This window comes from Diaphorobacter sp. J5-51 (assembly GCF_001023515.1).
Lineage (GTDB): Bacteria > Pseudomonadota > Gammaproteobacteria > Burkholderiales > Burkholderiaceae_C > Diaphorobacter > Diaphorobacter nitroreducens.
Genome location: NZ_JSYI01000115.1, coordinates 1 through 15372 on the forward strand (window position 1 = coordinate 1; position 15372 = coordinate 15372).

At 58.7% G+C, this 15372-nt stretch carries 13 protein-coding genes; 6 read left to right on the top strand and 7 right to left on the bottom strand.

What is annotated here, in order from left to right:
- Positions 1–206: 206 nt before the first annotated feature.
- From OX89_RS14165 to OX89_RS14170, 3 genes are all read right to left on the bottom strand, one after another.
- Entirely contained in the window at positions 207–482 is a 276-nt protein-coding gene (locus OX89_RS14165; protein WP_047351110.1) for a hypothetical protein, read from the bottom strand.
- A gap of 412 nt (positions 483–894) precedes the next feature.
- On the bottom strand, positions 895–1422 hold the full coding sequence (locus OX89_RS18695) for a hypothetical protein (RefSeq protein WP_157497504.1): 528 nt from the start codon (positions 1420–1422) through the stop codon (positions 895–897).
- Positions 1415–1822 carry a hypothetical protein gene (locus OX89_RS14170; protein ID WP_047351111.1) on the bottom strand — a complete coding sequence of 136 codons (408 nt, stop codon included), beginning with the start codon at positions 1820–1822 and terminating at the stop codon, positions 1415–1417. Before OX89_RS14170 ends, OX89_RS18695 begins: the two co-directional genes overlap by 8 nt.
- A 254-nt stretch (positions 1823–2076) precedes the next feature.
- On the opposite strand from OX89_RS14170, the gene OX89_RS14175 reads away from it, so the two are divergent.
- Positions 2077–2649, top strand: a complete 573-nt coding sequence (locus tag OX89_RS14175) for a hypothetical protein (protein ID WP_047351112.1) — start codon at positions 2077–2079, stop codon at positions 2647–2649.
- Positions 2650–2793: 144 nt separating this feature from the next.
- On the opposite strand, the gene OX89_RS18700 is transcribed toward OX89_RS14175, so the two are convergent.
- The 4 genes from OX89_RS18700 to OX89_RS14190 all read right to left on the bottom strand — a co-directional run bounded on the left by OX89_RS18700 (position 2794) and on the right by OX89_RS14190 (position 5224).
- Positions 2794–3498: a hypothetical protein gene (locus tag OX89_RS18700; RefSeq protein WP_157497506.1), complete on the bottom strand. Its 705-nt coding sequence runs from the start codon at positions 3496–3498 to the stop codon at positions 2794–2796.
- Positions 3492–3953 (bottom strand): hypothetical protein, encoded by a 462-nt coding sequence (locus OX89_RS14180; protein ID WP_157497508.1) that lies wholly within the window; start codon positions 3951–3953, stop codon positions 3492–3494. Before OX89_RS14180 ends, OX89_RS18700 begins: the two co-directional genes overlap by 7 nt.
- A 357-nt stretch (positions 3954–4310) precedes the next feature.
- Positions 4311–4754, bottom strand: a complete 444-nt coding sequence (locus OX89_RS18860) for a hypothetical protein (protein ID WP_199856254.1) — start codon at positions 4752–4754, stop codon at positions 4311–4313.
- Between the two features lie 17 nt (positions 4755–4771).
- Positions 4772–5224: a Panacea domain-containing protein gene (locus tag OX89_RS14190; RefSeq protein WP_047351114.1), complete on the bottom strand. Its 453-nt coding sequence runs from the start codon at positions 5222–5224 to the stop codon at positions 4772–4774.
- 318 nt (positions 5225–5542) lie between these two features.
- Here OX89_RS14190 and OX89_RS14195 point away from each other — a divergent pair, with 318 nt between their 5' ends.
- From OX89_RS14195 to OX89_RS14215, 5 genes are read left to right on the top strand one after another with little or no spacing between them, the layout of a single operon-like run.
- Positions 5543–5764, top strand: coding sequence for a helix-turn-helix transcriptional regulator (locus OX89_RS14195; protein ID WP_047351115.1), 222 nt, complete (start codon positions 5543–5545; stop codon positions 5762–5764).
- Positions 5761–10038 (top strand): BREX system serine/threonine kinase PglW, encoded by a 4278-nt coding sequence (pglW, locus tag OX89_RS14200; protein ID WP_047351116.1) that lies wholly within the window; start codon positions 5761–5763, stop codon positions 10036–10038. The genes OX89_RS14195 and pglW overlap by 4 nt, the downstream gene beginning before the upstream one ends.
- Positions 10039–10049: 11 nt before the next feature.
- On the top strand, positions 10050–13709 hold the full coding sequence (gene pglX, locus OX89_RS14205; protein WP_047351117.1) for a BREX-2 system adenine-specific DNA-methyltransferase PglX: 3660 nt from the start codon (positions 10050–10052) through the stop codon (positions 13707–13709).
- A 21-nt stretch (positions 13710–13730) separates the two neighbouring features.
- Entirely contained in the window at positions 13731–14801 is a 1071-nt protein-coding gene (locus tag OX89_RS14210; RefSeq protein ID WP_047351118.1) for an ATP/GTP-binding protein, read from the top strand.
- A 3-nt stretch (positions 14802–14804) separates the two neighbouring features.
- Positions 14805–15359, top strand: a complete 555-nt coding sequence (locus OX89_RS14215) for a hypothetical protein (RefSeq protein ID WP_084002074.1) — start codon at positions 14805–14807, stop codon at positions 15357–15359.
- The last annotated feature ends 13 nt before the right edge of the window (positions 15360–15372 follow it).

Sequence of the window (15372 nt, forward strand, 5' to 3'; positions counted from 1 at the left end):
CCTTGTCGACATGCTATGCCTCACACACAAAATTTCTGACAAGCTCCCAGGCCGCGTTGTAATTTGCCCCGCCATGGACATTCATGTAGGCCAACTGCAAGGACCACCTTTCGATGGGAAGTGGTGACGGTGTCGTCTGTCACAACGCTTGCTCGACTCTGTGGACCGACAAACAGTGCCCTCGCAGCAACCTCCACCCCCACGCTTCAAGAATCCACAGCTTGTTTCAGAAGTCGAAGCGCGTCGCGGAGTTGGGACTGGAGCTGGGCGGTCTTCCTTCGTTCGGCGACCAGCGCTTCCACTAGGTTGTTGTGTTCTGCCACCAGTGCGTTGTACGCCTCCATGGACACTCCCCGACGGACTTCGGGTTGCCAATGGTAGTAGCTCGACAGCGGGCGCTGCGGTGCGGTCAGGCGGTTTAACCCCGCCTGCAGCCCCGCCATTCCGAGTTCGACGCCCTGCATTGCATTCAAGTAGCCCATCGATGAATCTCCAGAATCTATTGGACGGCCAAAGTGGCCGAATGATCGGCCTCTTTGGTCCCGTAATCGGTCCATCCGGCACAACGAAGGGACGAACCAATCCATTGATCGGCCGCAGGTGTACATCAATTGGCCACAAACGTCAAAAACTGACAGCAACAGTCGACTGGTCGTGTTGTCCAGCTTCGGATAACAGCAAAGCGGGTCGGAAAAGGAGGGGTATTGACCGGTGAGGCATACGGTCAGATGCATGTGACGTACCGGTTCAACCGAATACGCCGTACCTCAAAACCCGAAGGGTTTGTACCCCGCCTGATGACTCGGCGGGGTAGTGGTGAACCCTACAGTAACCACTCTGCTTGGGTACAGCCAAACCTCACAGTAACGTCACCATAGAGCAATAGGGGATCGCTCAATCAGGCTGGTCGCGATTTTGGGACGATTGAGTCGGGTTACCAGGGGTCAGCGGATGTAACCGTGCGCGATGATTCGGTTTCGTTCGCGAAATCACCTCGCACTGTGCACAGGTCACTTGCGCTGTGATTGGATCCGAAGCTTCAGGCCAAGGGCCCCGGTGGCCACAGAGGGCGATGTGATGCCCCGCGGCGACGAGGTGTGTTTCGCTGTCGAATCCCGTCGCGACGTCGAAATCTCCCGTCTGTGTACGACGGGTCATACTGGCGCCGAAGCTTCGCATTTCGCGCACGGTGTCATCCGCCACCGCGAGGATCTCCCGCGAAAGCGTCAGAGTACCGGTTGCGTAGTCCTTCGACACCGAAGCCACCGGTGCGTCTGCGGGCGTGATGTCGCGGATCACGAACCGGCGTCCCATCCAAGCGCCATGGAAGACGAAGCCGGCGATTCGGTGCGGAAGTTCTTGGAGAAGGGCAGCAATCTTTGTCGCACCTTTGGCAGTCATCGCGTCAAAGGCCTTAGGCATGACTGTGTCCTCCGATTCCGGGCGCCTTCCGGGCCCGATGGTGAGCTTCGTGCGCGTGCTTGGCATCGATGTCGAGCGCTCGATCGTTAATGAAGCGGATTTCGTCTTCGGTGTAACCGAATAGAAGCTTCGCGATGAGTCGACTGACCGTCAAAACCAGATCCTTGAGGTGGGGCAATCCCGTGGCGTCCACCTCAACCTCGGCCAACCCATTCCTCTGTGGCAGTGCAGCCGGTTCTTGTGCCATGACCTCTTTGAGTTGGCCTCTCAATCGCATCAGGTCAATGGCCAACTCGCTCTTGTCTGAGCACGACTCCACGTTGTTGCTCAGGTCCTGGAAATCCTCGAACCCATGGCGCTTTGCCAGTTGATCGATATCTGCTTGTGTGATCCGTTTCATGAAACGCTCCCAAGAATCGCTGTGATCCGTCGTTGGACGGACCAGCACAGCTGCAACTATTTTTGATCACCAAAGCAGTGGCCTCCTGCACAAGTTTCAGTTAAGGACGTTTTTCTTCAGGTGCCAGTTGTCGACAAAATGTCCTTAGATGCACACGTTGCTCAAAAAATGAAAAATCGGTTGGTAACATTTCTCCGTGGTTCGATAAGAAGTCGAATCAACCGTCAGTTTCATAGGTCAAGGAGCATCAAGCCATGCAACAATTGAAAATTGAGGTCCATCGTTTTATTGCCAATGACGACTACGCTGCCAAAGTTGCCTTTGGGGGTGATGGTGGTGAATGTCTGATTTCTCCTGCTTGGCTGCGCGATCAATACCCCAGTTTCGATCAGCTGAAGGCGGACGGGGAAGTGAACGCTGACGGATCGGTGACCATCGGGTACGCGGTCGAGGTTGACGATGAAATTCGTCAGCTCGTGTACAAAAATGGGACGGAGAATACGTATATCGACTCCGAGGTCGAGCGCGCAGGGATGTCGGGCTTCGAAGAAGTGGATGTGTACGAAATCCGCGTTACTGAGTCGATGCACAACGAAGCGAAAAGGGCCGTGTGGAATGCACTTCGGGGATCAGCCGCTATCCGCAATCGCGGCGACGCCGATGTCCTTGAGGAAGCCATCCTCGCCTGGTACTGGAACCCCGATCGTGAAGAATGCGCCCGAATGCTCGATGCGATTGAATACACTGTCGCTAACGACCGCGGAGCGATCGGTGAAGCTGATGTGTCTGCGTGGGAAGAGGCCACGGGCTATAGCGGCGCTGACTGACGAAGCAGCAAGAGATCACCGGTGCGACGTCAATACCAGCGGAATGAACTTCGGTGGCGAACCCCGCCCCGCTCAAAATAGTGGGCCTTGAAAAGGCGGCGTACTGATGTTCTGGCACGCCGCCCTTGGTCTGAGGATTCACTCCTAACTCTGGAGTTTGTCCGCGCGGCGACGCCATTGACCGTAATACTTCTCGAGCATCGGTGTCCCAGTGGATAGATTGAAGGCGCTGGTGCAAGCCGCTGCCACGTCAAAAAGCTGTCTGCTTGAAAACCTGAAGACATCCCAGACATCGCCAGCAAATACCGGTGTCGCAATCACTGCGTGCACATGGATGTGCACCGTATCGCCGTGCGCGACAAAAACAGCCGGCTGAGTCCCGCCCCACCCCAGAAAATCCAAGGCATCACGCGCAATACGGATCGCGTTGGCCGCTGAAGATGCGTTTCGTCGCGGAGACTGGTGGTAGTCCGCCGGGTTTCGAATCTCCGGTGATGCGATCGGCGCAAAGGCGAAGACGACATGCGCGTACCAGTCGCGCGGCCGAGGCCGTCCCACACATGCTTTAAGGCCTTTGCACCCCTCAATGCCCGCACACCTTTTCTGACACACGCCTGCTTCGCGGACATAGAAATCGAATTGGTTGGCCAGGTCATCGGCGGCGGCTTCAACATCATTGCCCCAGGGCATGTGATTGAGAACAAGGTGATCAAGCTGCGGGGGGCCTAGCAGTCGATTCGATGCCGCATCTGCATCCGCTTTGGGCGTAAACAGATACTTGAACAGCCGACGCAAATCAGCCGGCCGTCTGGGCGACTTTCGCTTGAACCTGATGATCTTGATCAGCACCCGTGGTCCTCGCGCAATTTGGCCAAGTGCAATCGAGCATCCAGATGAATCCGTGCAGCCTCTTCGACCAGTTTGGGGTCTGTCGGTGCCTTGATCAATTGCTCCAGCAGAAAACCCAGCGCCAACAGCTGATTGGAGATATCCACAAGCTCTGCGGGTGGGACGATGGTTCTGTTTCGTGAAACCGCATTGCGGGCCCTGGGGTCCCAGACGTCGTCTTTGAGGCATCTCTGAACCGCTCCTGTTAGGAGATCGGAAATGCTCGAATCGTGGCGCTGTGTGGCCATTTCGAGCTTTTTGCGCATCTGCTCTGGAACGTTGAAGTTCAGTTTGACCTTTCGCACACCCCTTTGACGGGGTTGGCTGACCCTTCTTTTTCTGGTTGATGCAGGTCCCTGCGGGTTGGCAGGTAACTCCTTTGCCGTTCTTTTTGGGGGTGTCTTGGGCTCAGCCATGGCGCTTTTTGGATTGACTCTTGTCGTTCATTCTTGATCCTATATATCTTGCCATGCATTGACCCAGCGTCTTCGCTGCTGTGGAGCTGATCACATTGCTCAACTCGCATGCGTCGCGAGCATGCTGATGAGTGCTGAGCGGGGTAGTTCGCCCCGGCGTACAGCCTTTTCGGGAGGTGGGTATCTGCCGCGTCTGTCCGTTAGCAGCAGGCTGAGCTGCGCCCTGTAGCAAGTTACACGGAGCCTCAACCCTCTCCAGAAAGCATCTGATGCGTATCAATGCTTCCCGACAGAGGGGCATGCTCTGAGGAAACTTATACCGCTGTTGACCGGCTCGATGGAGATTGGGTGTCTCGTCTACTTCTTGGGATAGAGCTGGTGTCCAGGGTCGAGCCAAACGACGTAGAAGACTTCGTCGATGAGGATGCCATGGACTCGCCCATGTTCGTTACCACTAATCTCAAATTGCCATGCCTCGCAGGCCTGGAGTTGAGGGGTCAAATGTGAAAACCCGGTCGGCTCGGAGGTGCCTGCCCAATCGTGGCGATGCGCGCGAAGCGCCTTGTCTTTGTTGGTGCGAAATGAGCTCAGGCTCATTTCAGAGACACTCTGCAAACGACGGAGAAACTGAGGGAGATAGGTGGCAGCGTCTGTCACCTTCTCATGACCGAACTTTTCGGTCGACGAGAGATGTCTGAATGAAAAACGTATCAGGTCGTCGGGGAGCTCTTTCGCCTTATGAATTCTGCCACTCGAATCGGGCAGCTCCTGCTTCTTAATCTTGCCGTTCGACCCACCCATCGTTGGCCAGTTGTGGTTTAGGCGGCAGCCTGCTGTTTGAAAAACTGAGCCATAGACTCATTGCTAATCACTTCCGTGGATTCAGCATCCGGCGGGAGTCCCCTGCGAGCGTCAATCCATGGGGCTTCAAGATGCGTGCGACGCTCCAACTCCCAGCCAGAGTCGACGCCGTAGACATCCAAAACCTCATCAATGTGTCTTGTGAGCTCGCTACTGATGCTCGTCGGCGTTGCAACCTCTTCGTTGATAGGGTTCCAGCGGAAGGCTTTGTATTGATGGTAGACATCAGGATTCACAGGCCCGTGGACCCAAGCCTGAAAGCTCCCTTCGAAAGCTGGCTTTCCGTATAGCCCCAAGTGCCAACCTTGAACATAGTAAAGAAGCTTTTGAAGCTTCAAGTTAGACACGGGATCGCCAGCCTTCTGAAAGAAAGCGATGATGTATTGAGCGACAGTCTTGGCGTCCGGCATGGGTTCCTCCGATCGGGACTTCAGATTTTCATTCTACCGCCCGCGTCAAGCGAGACCCCAGTGGAGCGTGGTCCTGGCCTACGCGCGGCAAGGTCAGGGCTGCACGGACGGCGCAGACTTTGCCGGGAACAAACCTCTCGAGCATGGAGACTCGATGAAAGACGCGGATATGCGTTGCAGGCTTCGTGGGGTGCCCGCAGCGCTGAATCTTCGTCATGAATTCGGTTGACCGACTTGGCTCCCCGCGCCGGCATGGGGTTGTGCGTAAATCAGCGTTTTGTTATGCTGCGCAACACCCCGCCATTTTTGGGATATGCCATGGTCCGCTGTCACCTGTCGACCCTTATGGGGCGCGACAAGCTTCGAATCTCTGACGTTTCGCGCCTGACCGGCCTGAACCGCAGCACGGTCACGTCCCTGTACAAAGAGACGGTGACACGTATCGATGTGGCCGCCATCGATGCTCTGTGCAGCCTGTTTCGTTGCTCCGTGGGCGAGCTCTTCGAGCACGTGCCCGACCCTGACGGGAGTGCGCCATGACGCTCAGCGCATCCCGATGGCATGTCATTGCGGAATCCAGCTTTGCCTGGGAGCGTGAGGCGCTTGAGTGGCTGAGGGCCAATCTGCCCGACAGAGATTCCTGGCACGTCTGGACCAACTTTGAGTTCATCGACGACGAAGGAAAGGTCAACGAAGTCGATGCGCTGGTGCTTTCGCCGGCTGGTCTGTTCCTGGTCGAGATCAAGAGCCGCCCTGGGGTGTTGCGGGGCGATGCCCACAGTTGGACGTGGACCACGGACGGCCGCAGTTTTACCTACGACAACCCCCTGATCCTGGCCAATCGCAAAGCCAAACGCCTGGCCAGTCTGCTGCGCCGTCAACCGGCGATCATGAAGGCCAAGGTCAGGTTGCCCTTTGTCGAGCCTGCCATCTTCCTGTCCTCGTCAAGCCTGGCCTGCCAGCTTGAGGGCCTGGCCAAGACGGCTACATATCAGAGGGGGCGGCCGGGTGCGTTGGATGACCCGGGCATCGTCGGGGCTCTCAGCAATGGCATCACCTCGCGCGCCACAACTCCTGTTGACTCCACCCAGGCGCGCGCCATCGGCCGGGCGGTAATTGAGGCCGGCATTCGACCCTCCAACAAGCATCGTCAGGTCGGTGATTACAAGCTGACCAAGCTCATGGCCGAGGGCGACGGCTTTCAGGATTGGGAAGCCAGTCACGTCAGCGTAGACACCATACAGCGTCGTGTGCGCATCTACACCGTCGCTTCTGCGTCGTCGCCGGAGGCTCGTGCTGCCCGGCTTCGTCAGGCGCGTCGCGAATTCGAGGTGCTCGAGGGCATAGACCACCCCGGCATCCTGCGCGTCAACGACCTGAAGGAAACCGAGCTTGGCCCGGCGTTGATCTTTGATCACGATCCCAAGGCCGTTCGGCTGGACCACCTGCTGCGGGAGAAGGGTAAGACCCTCACGATCACGCAGCGACTGCAGATGGTCCGTGACATCGCCGAGACCCTGAAGTACGCCCACTCCAAGCGCCTGTACCACCGAGCTCTCGGTCCGCAAAGCATCACGGTCCATGGCGTGGACAGCGGCGCCATGCAACTGCGTCTGATGAACTGGCAAACCGCCTCACGCAACGTTGGCGGCTCCAGTTCTCCCAACACTGTCCACCGGACGACGGGAACCCAGCACGTAGAAGACTACGTCGAGGATCTTGGCCTGCTGTATCTGGCTCCTGAAACCACACGGGCCGACCCCGCCCAAGGAGCCAGCCTGGATGTCTTCTCCCTGGGCTGCATCGCTTTCTACATTTTCAGCGGCCAGCCACCGGCCGAGTCCACGCTGGAGTTGTCAGAAAAGCTGCGTGTGGGGCAGGGCCTGCGCCTGTCCGACACCATGGACGGCTGCGGTGCCAAGCAGCAAGACCTGATCCAGTTCGCCACTGCACCCGATTTGCTGGCTCGGTACGACACGATCCAAGGCTTTTTGGACGATCTGGATGCGGTTGAAGATGAGCTGACCGCGCCTGATCCTGAGACGACGAAGGATCCGAGCATCGCCAGCACGGGTGATCGGCTGGAAGGCGGATTCACGGTCATCAAACGCATGGGGCGAGGTTCATCCAGCGACGTTTTGCTGGTCCGTCGTGACGACAGCGACGACGAATCCATCCTGAAGGTCGCGTGCGACATCGCGCACAACGACCGTCTTGTTGCCGAGGGCGAAGTCCTTGCCCGCCTGCACCACCAGAACATCGTTGCTCACCGCGAGACCCTCACCGTCGCAGGCCGAACCGCCCTGCTTCTCAAGAGTGCAGGCGCCAAGACCTTGGCAGAAAAGCTCAAGGAAGAGGGGCGTCTATCGCTGGACATGCTGCAGCGCTTTGGTGAAGAGCTGATCGAGGCCGTGAACTACCTCGAATCGGAAGGGGTGGCGCACCGCGACATCAAACCCGAAAACATCGGCATCGCTGAGAGCCGCACGCGGAAACTGCAGCTCGTCCTGTTCGACTTCTCCCTGTGCCGCACGCCGGCGGAAAACATCACCGCTGGCACCCACCCCTATCTGGACCCCTTCCTGTCTCTGCGCCGCCCGCCGCGCTGGGACCTCTACGCCGAGCGTTTCGCGCTGGCGGTCACGCTTTACGAAATGGCCGTGGGCCAGCCGCCGGTGTGGGGTGACGGACAGACGTCGCCGGCCATGCTCGACGTCGAAGCCACCATCGAGCGCGATGTCTTCGATCCCGTTACGCGTGAAGGCTTTGCGAAGTTCTTCGAAAAGGCGTTGCGGCGCGATTTCCGCGAGCGTTTCGACAACGCTGAGGAAATGCTCCGCGCGTGGCGGGACATCTTCGCCGCGCGAAGCACCGTTCACCCGAGTGATTCGCCAGCGGAAACCGGCCTTTCCGCCATCGCTCTTACGGCGACGCCTCAGACCACGATGGCCGAGCTGGGCTATAGCCTCGAAGCTCAGGATGTCCTGGAGCGAATGGGCGTCCACAACGCGCGCGAATTGCTCGCTGTCGATCGAGTTCGATTTCGATATCTCAAGGGCGTCGGCGACAAGATTCGCAAGGAGATTCGCCTCACGGCGAAGGAGCTGGCCCGCCTGCGGCCCGACCTGACTCAGGGCCGCAACGTAGCGCACGACGCCGACGAAGAGGTCGAAGGCGCAGTCAGCGTTAATGAGCTGGCCGCCCAACTTCTGCCGCGCCGCCCAGCGGGTGATGACCGGCCCGAGGAGGCTGCCCTCGCGCACTACCTGGGTCTGGACGACACCGTGAAGGCCGGCACCTGGCCAAGCCTGGGCGATTCTGCTCAGGCCGGTGATGTGGATCGCAGCACTCTGACCGCAACTTTGATCAAGGCCCGCGAGCGCTGGCTAAAAGTTCCTCGTTTTACTGAGTTGCGTCAGCAGATCGATACATTGGTCCGAAGCCAAGGGAACGTGATGAGCGCGCAGGAAGCTGCATTGGCCCTGCTGGCATTGAGGGGCTGTGCCTCCCAGGACGATACAGAGCGTCTGCGCCAAGCCACGGCTGTGCTGCGTGCGGCTATCGAGGCGGAAGCACATCTCGATCAGCCCCGTTTCGAGGCTTTCGACCACCAGCCGCATTTGCTGATCGCCACCGCCGCCCCCTGGGCCGAGTACGCGCGCCAATTGGGTACAGCGGCCGATGCTTGCGCGCTGGCAGACCCCTTGCTGCCTCCGGCTCGCGTGTTGGAGATGCTGGAAGGGGTGGCGATGCCGTCCCCGGAACAACTGGGTGGCATCACCCCGATGCCACTCACACCCACGCGCCTGCTCCGCTTGGCGGCATCGGCATCGCGCAAGGCTGCGGTGTCCAGCCGCCAGGAGATGTATGCCCGAGGCATGGCGCCCATTCAGGCGCTGCGGCAGTCCTTGGGGGCTCTGGTGGGCGCTCCGGAGCTCAAAGTCAAGGACATTCAAGATCGGGTGCGTGGCCGCTACCCCGAGGCCTCGCCACTGCCTGATCGTCCTTCCCTGGACCGCTTGCTCGAAGAGGCGGGCGCACCGTTGACTTGGGACATCACGGCAGCGAGTGGTCGGGGCGCCTATCGCTTGGCCACCCTCGGCAGTGCCCAGACCGCTGGCACCACCACCCAGTTTTCCAGGCACGCCACGCTTCAAACCCTTCATGTGATGGGCGATGGCGACGCTGCTGAGGCCGCCGCAGTCGAAGAGCGCCTGGTCCGGTCGCTCGATCAGGGCGGGCTTCTGGTCCTGACGGTGCACCCCCGGATCGCGCGGCATGCCGAGGCTGAGTTGCTCCGCCGCTTCGGTGAATCCGATCCGCCATCGACCAACGCCATCAAGCGCGTCAACTTCGATGCCCTGCTGCTTTCGGCACTGCGCGAACAGGCCCAAGCTCTGAAGGTGGACTGGAACGTCGTGCTCCAGGCGGACGCCGCCGACCGAGGCAGCCGCCATTGGACGAACCTGCAGCGCCTGGTGCAGCGCACCTTGCCCACCTTGCGTTCAGCCTTGCTTAACAGCCAGTCACCCGTTCTGCTGGTCTGCGCAGGTCTGCTGGCTCGATATGACCTCATGACCCTCGTCACTGAGCTGGAGTCGAACGCAGGCCGCCCGGGCCATACCTCCTGCGTGTGGCTGCTGCTGCCCACCAGCCACCAAGGGCTGCCTGTGATCGACGGCGTGACGGTGCCCTTGGTCAACAACATCAACAACACCCGTACCTTGGCCTTGCCGCAGGCGTGGGTGGAAAACAAACACAGGGCGAAAACCGGCCAGCCTGCCGGCAGCCTTGCCCGTTCGTCCGCTTCCTGAAAGACCCTGACGTGATCAACGCCCCCCAACTGCTTTCAGACCTTACCAAGCTGCTCAAACGACTGGAAGTTGATTTGCTGGAGCGTATCGAGCAAACCCCAGAGCTGAAAGCCAGCCTGCAGACCGAATGGCAAGCCGCGTGCGATGCGGACCGTTGCGCCGAAACCTTCGAAACCTGGGCTGACCAGATCATTACCCAGGCCGGCGTGCACTGGTTGCTGAGCTGTGTGTTCTTGCGATTTATCGAAGATAACCAGCTTGTTGATCGTCCCTGGTTGGGCGGTACCCCCGAGTCAGGGCGACTGGCGCTGGTGCGCGACCGACATGAGGCCTATTTCCGGGCGAATCCCCTGGAAAACGACCGCGACTACCTGTTGGCAGCCTTCCGTGAGGCTGGCACGCTTCCTGGCCTGCACACTTTCTTTGATGAGGCCCACAACCCGGTTTTCCGCTTGGGTATCAGCGGTGATGCGGCAATGGCCTTGCGCCAGTTCTGGCAGCAGGTGGACCCCAGTACAGGCTTGCTGGTGCACGACTTCACCGATCCGTCTTGGAATACCCGTTTCTTGGGTGACCTGTACCAAGACCTGTCGGAAGCCACGCGTAAGCGTTATGCCCTGCTGCAGACACCCGAGTTCGTGGAGGAGTTCATCCTTGACCGCACCCTCACGCCCGCCATACGGGAGTTCGGCTACCGCGAAGTGCGGATGATCGATCCCACCTGCGGTTCTGGCCACTTCTTGCTGGGTGGCTTTTACCGCATGTTGGCCGAGTGGCAGCGCAATGAGCCTGGCCGCAACCCGGTAGACCTAGCGCAAAAGGCGCTGGACGCAGTGGCGGGGGTGGACCTCAACCCCTTTGCCGTGGCCATTTCCCGTTTTCGTCTGTTCGTTGCCGCCTTGCAGGCCTCCGGTGTTCAGCGCCTGGTCAACGCGCACGACTTCAAGGTGCATGTGGCCATCGGCGACAGCCTGCTGCACGGCACCCGTTTTGGTCTCACGCAGAGCCAGGAGTTGTTTGATGCGGCCGAGAGCCATGCCGACACGGGACTGGCCCATGCGTATGCCAGCGAAGACCTGGCCGAGGTACAGCGCATCTTGGGCCGTCAGTACCACGCGGTGGTGGGCAACCCGCCGTATATCGTGGTCAAGGACGCTGCGCTCAATGTGGCTTACCGCAACAAGTACGCCAGTTGCCACATGAAGTATTCGCTCGGTGCGCCGTTCACTGAGCGTTTCTTTGATTTGGCCGTGACTGGGGTAAACGGCGGCGGCGCTGGCTATGTGGGCTTGATCACCGCGAACAGCTTCATGAAGCGCGAGTTCGGCAGCAAACTCATCGAGCAGGTACTGCCTCGGCTGGATTTGACCCATGTGGTGGATACCTCGGGCGCCTATATCCCTGGTCATGGGACTCCGACGGTAATCTTGTTGGGTCGTCATCGTTCGCCAGTGGACGAAGTGGTGCGCACAGTGATGGGTATCAAGGGAGAGCCCAGCACCCCGGAAAACCCAGCTAACGGATTGGTGTGGTCGGCCATCGTCGACCAGATCGACCGGGTGGGGTCGGAGAGCGATTTCGTTAGCGTCGCTGACACGCTTCGTGTCACGTTGAGCCTGCATCCTTGGACTGTCGGTGGAGGTGGTGCGGCTGATTTGAAAGTGCTGATCGAAGAAGGTGCAAGCTGCACACTGGACGCACTTGTAGACGTGTGTCGCCTCACAGTCATGGCCGGTAACCGCCTTGTAACGCGAGAAGTCCGCGAACTAGGCGTATTTGGTATGACGAATGCAGATGAGGCAATGTTTGCGCCTGAGGCGGCCTTTAGACGGCAAGGTGTCGAACCAAAATTCATCCGCTCGTTGGTGGTCGGAGATGGCATCAGAGACTGGTCAATTGCGCCATCTGAAGCTGCGCTCTTTCCGTATGACGGTGAACAAGTTGTTCAGCTTGAGCAGGCCCCAGGCCTAGCTCGCTGGTTATGGGCTTGCCGGACTGTGCTCGGAAACCGCGCGACCTTCTCTAAAAAGACCTACTTTGATGAAGGACGGCCATGGTGGGAGTGGCACCAGATCGCGCTTAGGCGATTGAATACGCCGCTGACGATTACTGTCTCCTTTGTTGCCACACACAACCACTTCGTCTTGGATCGGGGTGGCAGCGTCTTCAACCGCTCCGCTCCCGTGCTGAAGCTTCCGGCCAATGTCAGTGAGGCCGACCACCTAGGTCTGCTTGGGATACTTAACTCATCAACCGCATGCTTCTGGTGCCAACAGGTCATGCACAACAAGGGCGGGCCCGGCGGGGGAAGCAGCAAGGACGAGAAGTGGCACGACTTTTTTGAGTTCGCGTCGACTGCACTTGCAGAACTCCCCCTTCCGGCTGAAAGGCCATCACGCATTGCTCGCGAAATCGATGTCATAGCCAACACTCTGGCCGCTTTGCATCCGGCCAGAGTGTTACGAGCTGCGGTGTCTTCTGGACAGTCTCCTCAAAGCATGTTGAATGATGCCCGTGACACGACGTCTTCGCTACGGCGTCGAATGGTTGCGTTGCAGGAGGAGTTGGACTGGCAAAGCTATCACCTCTTTGGCGTGCTACCGGCAAACATCGACGCTGCATGTTTGACGTACCTTGAGCCACCAGAGGTGGACCGCGGGGAGCGCGCCTTCGAGATTGTTTTGGCGCGACGCTTGAAAGACGGCAAGCTGGAGACTCGCTGGTTCGAGTGGCTGGGTATTACGCCCACGACAGAGATACCTCAGCGCTGGCCGGCGATCTATCGCGAAGTGGTTCAGCGGCGAATCGACTTAATCGAACGCGACCGCAACATTGGTCTTGTAGAGAATATGGGTTGCAAGCGTCGATGGGAGTGGCCGACGTGGAACGACCTTGAAAGCGTTGCTCTTCGCGACTGGTTGCTGGACCGGCTGGAGGCGCCTGAGCTATGGCCAGCCGGCGCAGAGCAACCGCCTCAGGTGACCAGCACCAGCCGATTGGCAGAGGCCGTGATGCGTGATACCGGCTTCATGCAGATCGCTGCCTTGTATGCTGGTCATGCCGACTTCGATGCGTTGCAATTGGTGACTGAGTTGGTCAGCAGCGAGGCTGTTCCGGCTCTGCCAGTGCAGCGGTACACCGACACAGGCCTGCGCAAGCGTGCGCAGTGGGAGGACACCTGGGCGTTGCAGCGGCGCGAAGACGCGGGTGAAAACGTTGGCAAGATTCCCGTGCCGCCCAAGTACCAGAGCAAGGACTTCCTGAAGGCTGACTTCTGGCGCCTGCGGGGCGGTCTGGACGTGCCCAAAGAGCGTTGGGTGAGCTACCCCGGCTGCGAACGCGGGTCAGACGGCAGCCTGGTAATTGCCTGGGCCGGCTGGAACCACCTGCAGCAAGCCACCGCCGTGGCCGGGTACTACATGGACATGAAGGACAGCGAGGGCTGGGAGCCCGCGCGCCTGCAACCCCTGCTGGCCAGTCTGCTAGAGCTGGTGCCGTGGCTGGAGCAGTGGCACAACGAACTCGACCCCGTGTTCGGTGAGCGTATGGGCGACTACTACCGCGGCTTCGTGACCGAAGAGGCGCGTGGCTTAGGTTTCACGCTGGATGACTTGCGGGCTTGGAAGCCGGTGACCGTCGCTGCGAAGCGAGGCAGGAAGAAGAAGGCGTGAGCCTCGACTTAAGGAAGCGAAATGACCACATTTACCTCATTGACCGTCGAAAACTTTGTTGGCTTCCACCAGCGCCTGGAATGGAGGGATCACGCCTCTCTGAATGTGATCATTGGCGTCAACGATACAGGCAAGACACACCTGCTCAAGTTGCTATACGCCATGACGCGATCTATCGAGGACTACTCGAAGAAGCAAGCGGGGCCAGAGCCGAAAGAGTTGGCTGAACTCTTGTCCAGCAAGCTGCGATGGACGTTCCTCCCGCAAAAAATGGAGCTGGGACGACTGGTTACACGCGGTGCAGGAAACCGTTTTAGCGCTGATCTGCGATGGAACAGCAATGGTCGGCTGAGGTTTGGCTTTGGACGCGACACCACTGTGCGAATCTCAGAAATCGAAACAAACGAACTGCTACAGGTGGCTGGTCACAAAGCCACCTTCTTGCCACCCAAAGAAATTCTTTCCATTTTTGACGCAATCGTCGCGACCCGTGAATCGCAGGAAATTGCTTCCTTTGACGACACCTACTACGACTTGGTTCAGGACTACAGACAACCGCCTACCAAAGGCGGATGGAAAGAAAACATCAAGCGTGTGTTCAAACACCTTGAGGACGTGACTGGTGGTGGCGAGGTCGAGATGCAGGCCGACGGATCGATCATGTTCCGACGCGGCAAGGAAGTATTCAACATGCATCAAACGGCCGAAGGCATTAAGAAGATTGGAATCCTCTCGCGCCTGATGCGTAACCGCCGATTGACACCTGCAGGTGGATGTTTGCTCTTTGTGGACGAGCCAGAGGTGAACTTGCATCCCAAGGCAATCGTCTTGTTTGCCGACATGCTTCATGAGTTCGCTCAGTCAGGTGTTCAGGTATACCTCACTACACACAGCTTCTTCATGCTCAAGCGACTTGAGCAGCTTGCGCGGCAACACAAAACTGACTATTCACTTCTGGATTTACGCAAGCAGGATTCAGGGGGCGTTTCCGGTGTGGTCCATTCTCTAAAAGAAGGTCTGCCGATGAACCCCATTGTCGAGGAGTCACTTCGGTTGTTCGATGCCGATGTTGCACTGGACTTGGGGGAGTGATCCATGGCCGTATATGAAGAGTCTGGATTGCGGTTGGATCTGCCTGACGGAGGCCATTTTCGGTTGGCCGCCACAGCAGGCTATCGTCCTTTGAGTGGACAGTATCTGAAGGAGATGGACTTTTCCTGGGTGCATGAGGGCAAGCTGGTCTTGCTTGAGGTGAAAGACTTTACACAGACCACGGCGATGCTGGCCGCAGCTGATTTCGTTCCTGTCAAGAATCAGCCAAATCCTTGGCGCTTCGAGGAACTCGTGGGCAAGATCACTGACACGATCTTGATGATGCTTGCTGCTTGGAGCGGTACTGCTTGGGGTAAGAGTTTGGCGGCCGAATTGCCCGCTGCGGTGCGTAAGCCTATCAAGCTGGTATTGGCTGTGGCCCTGGATTTGCCTTCGAATCTCAAGGTCTATCTCGGTGCGCTCAAAACGGCTTTGAACGACCGGCTCAAAGGGCGCCTCAAGGTGGCAGGCGTTGAAGCTGTGGCCCTGATGGATTACGACACATTGATCTCGCGGCCCACGTTCAGTCCTTACGTATCCCGCTTGTTGCCGGCATAGCCCATCGAGCATC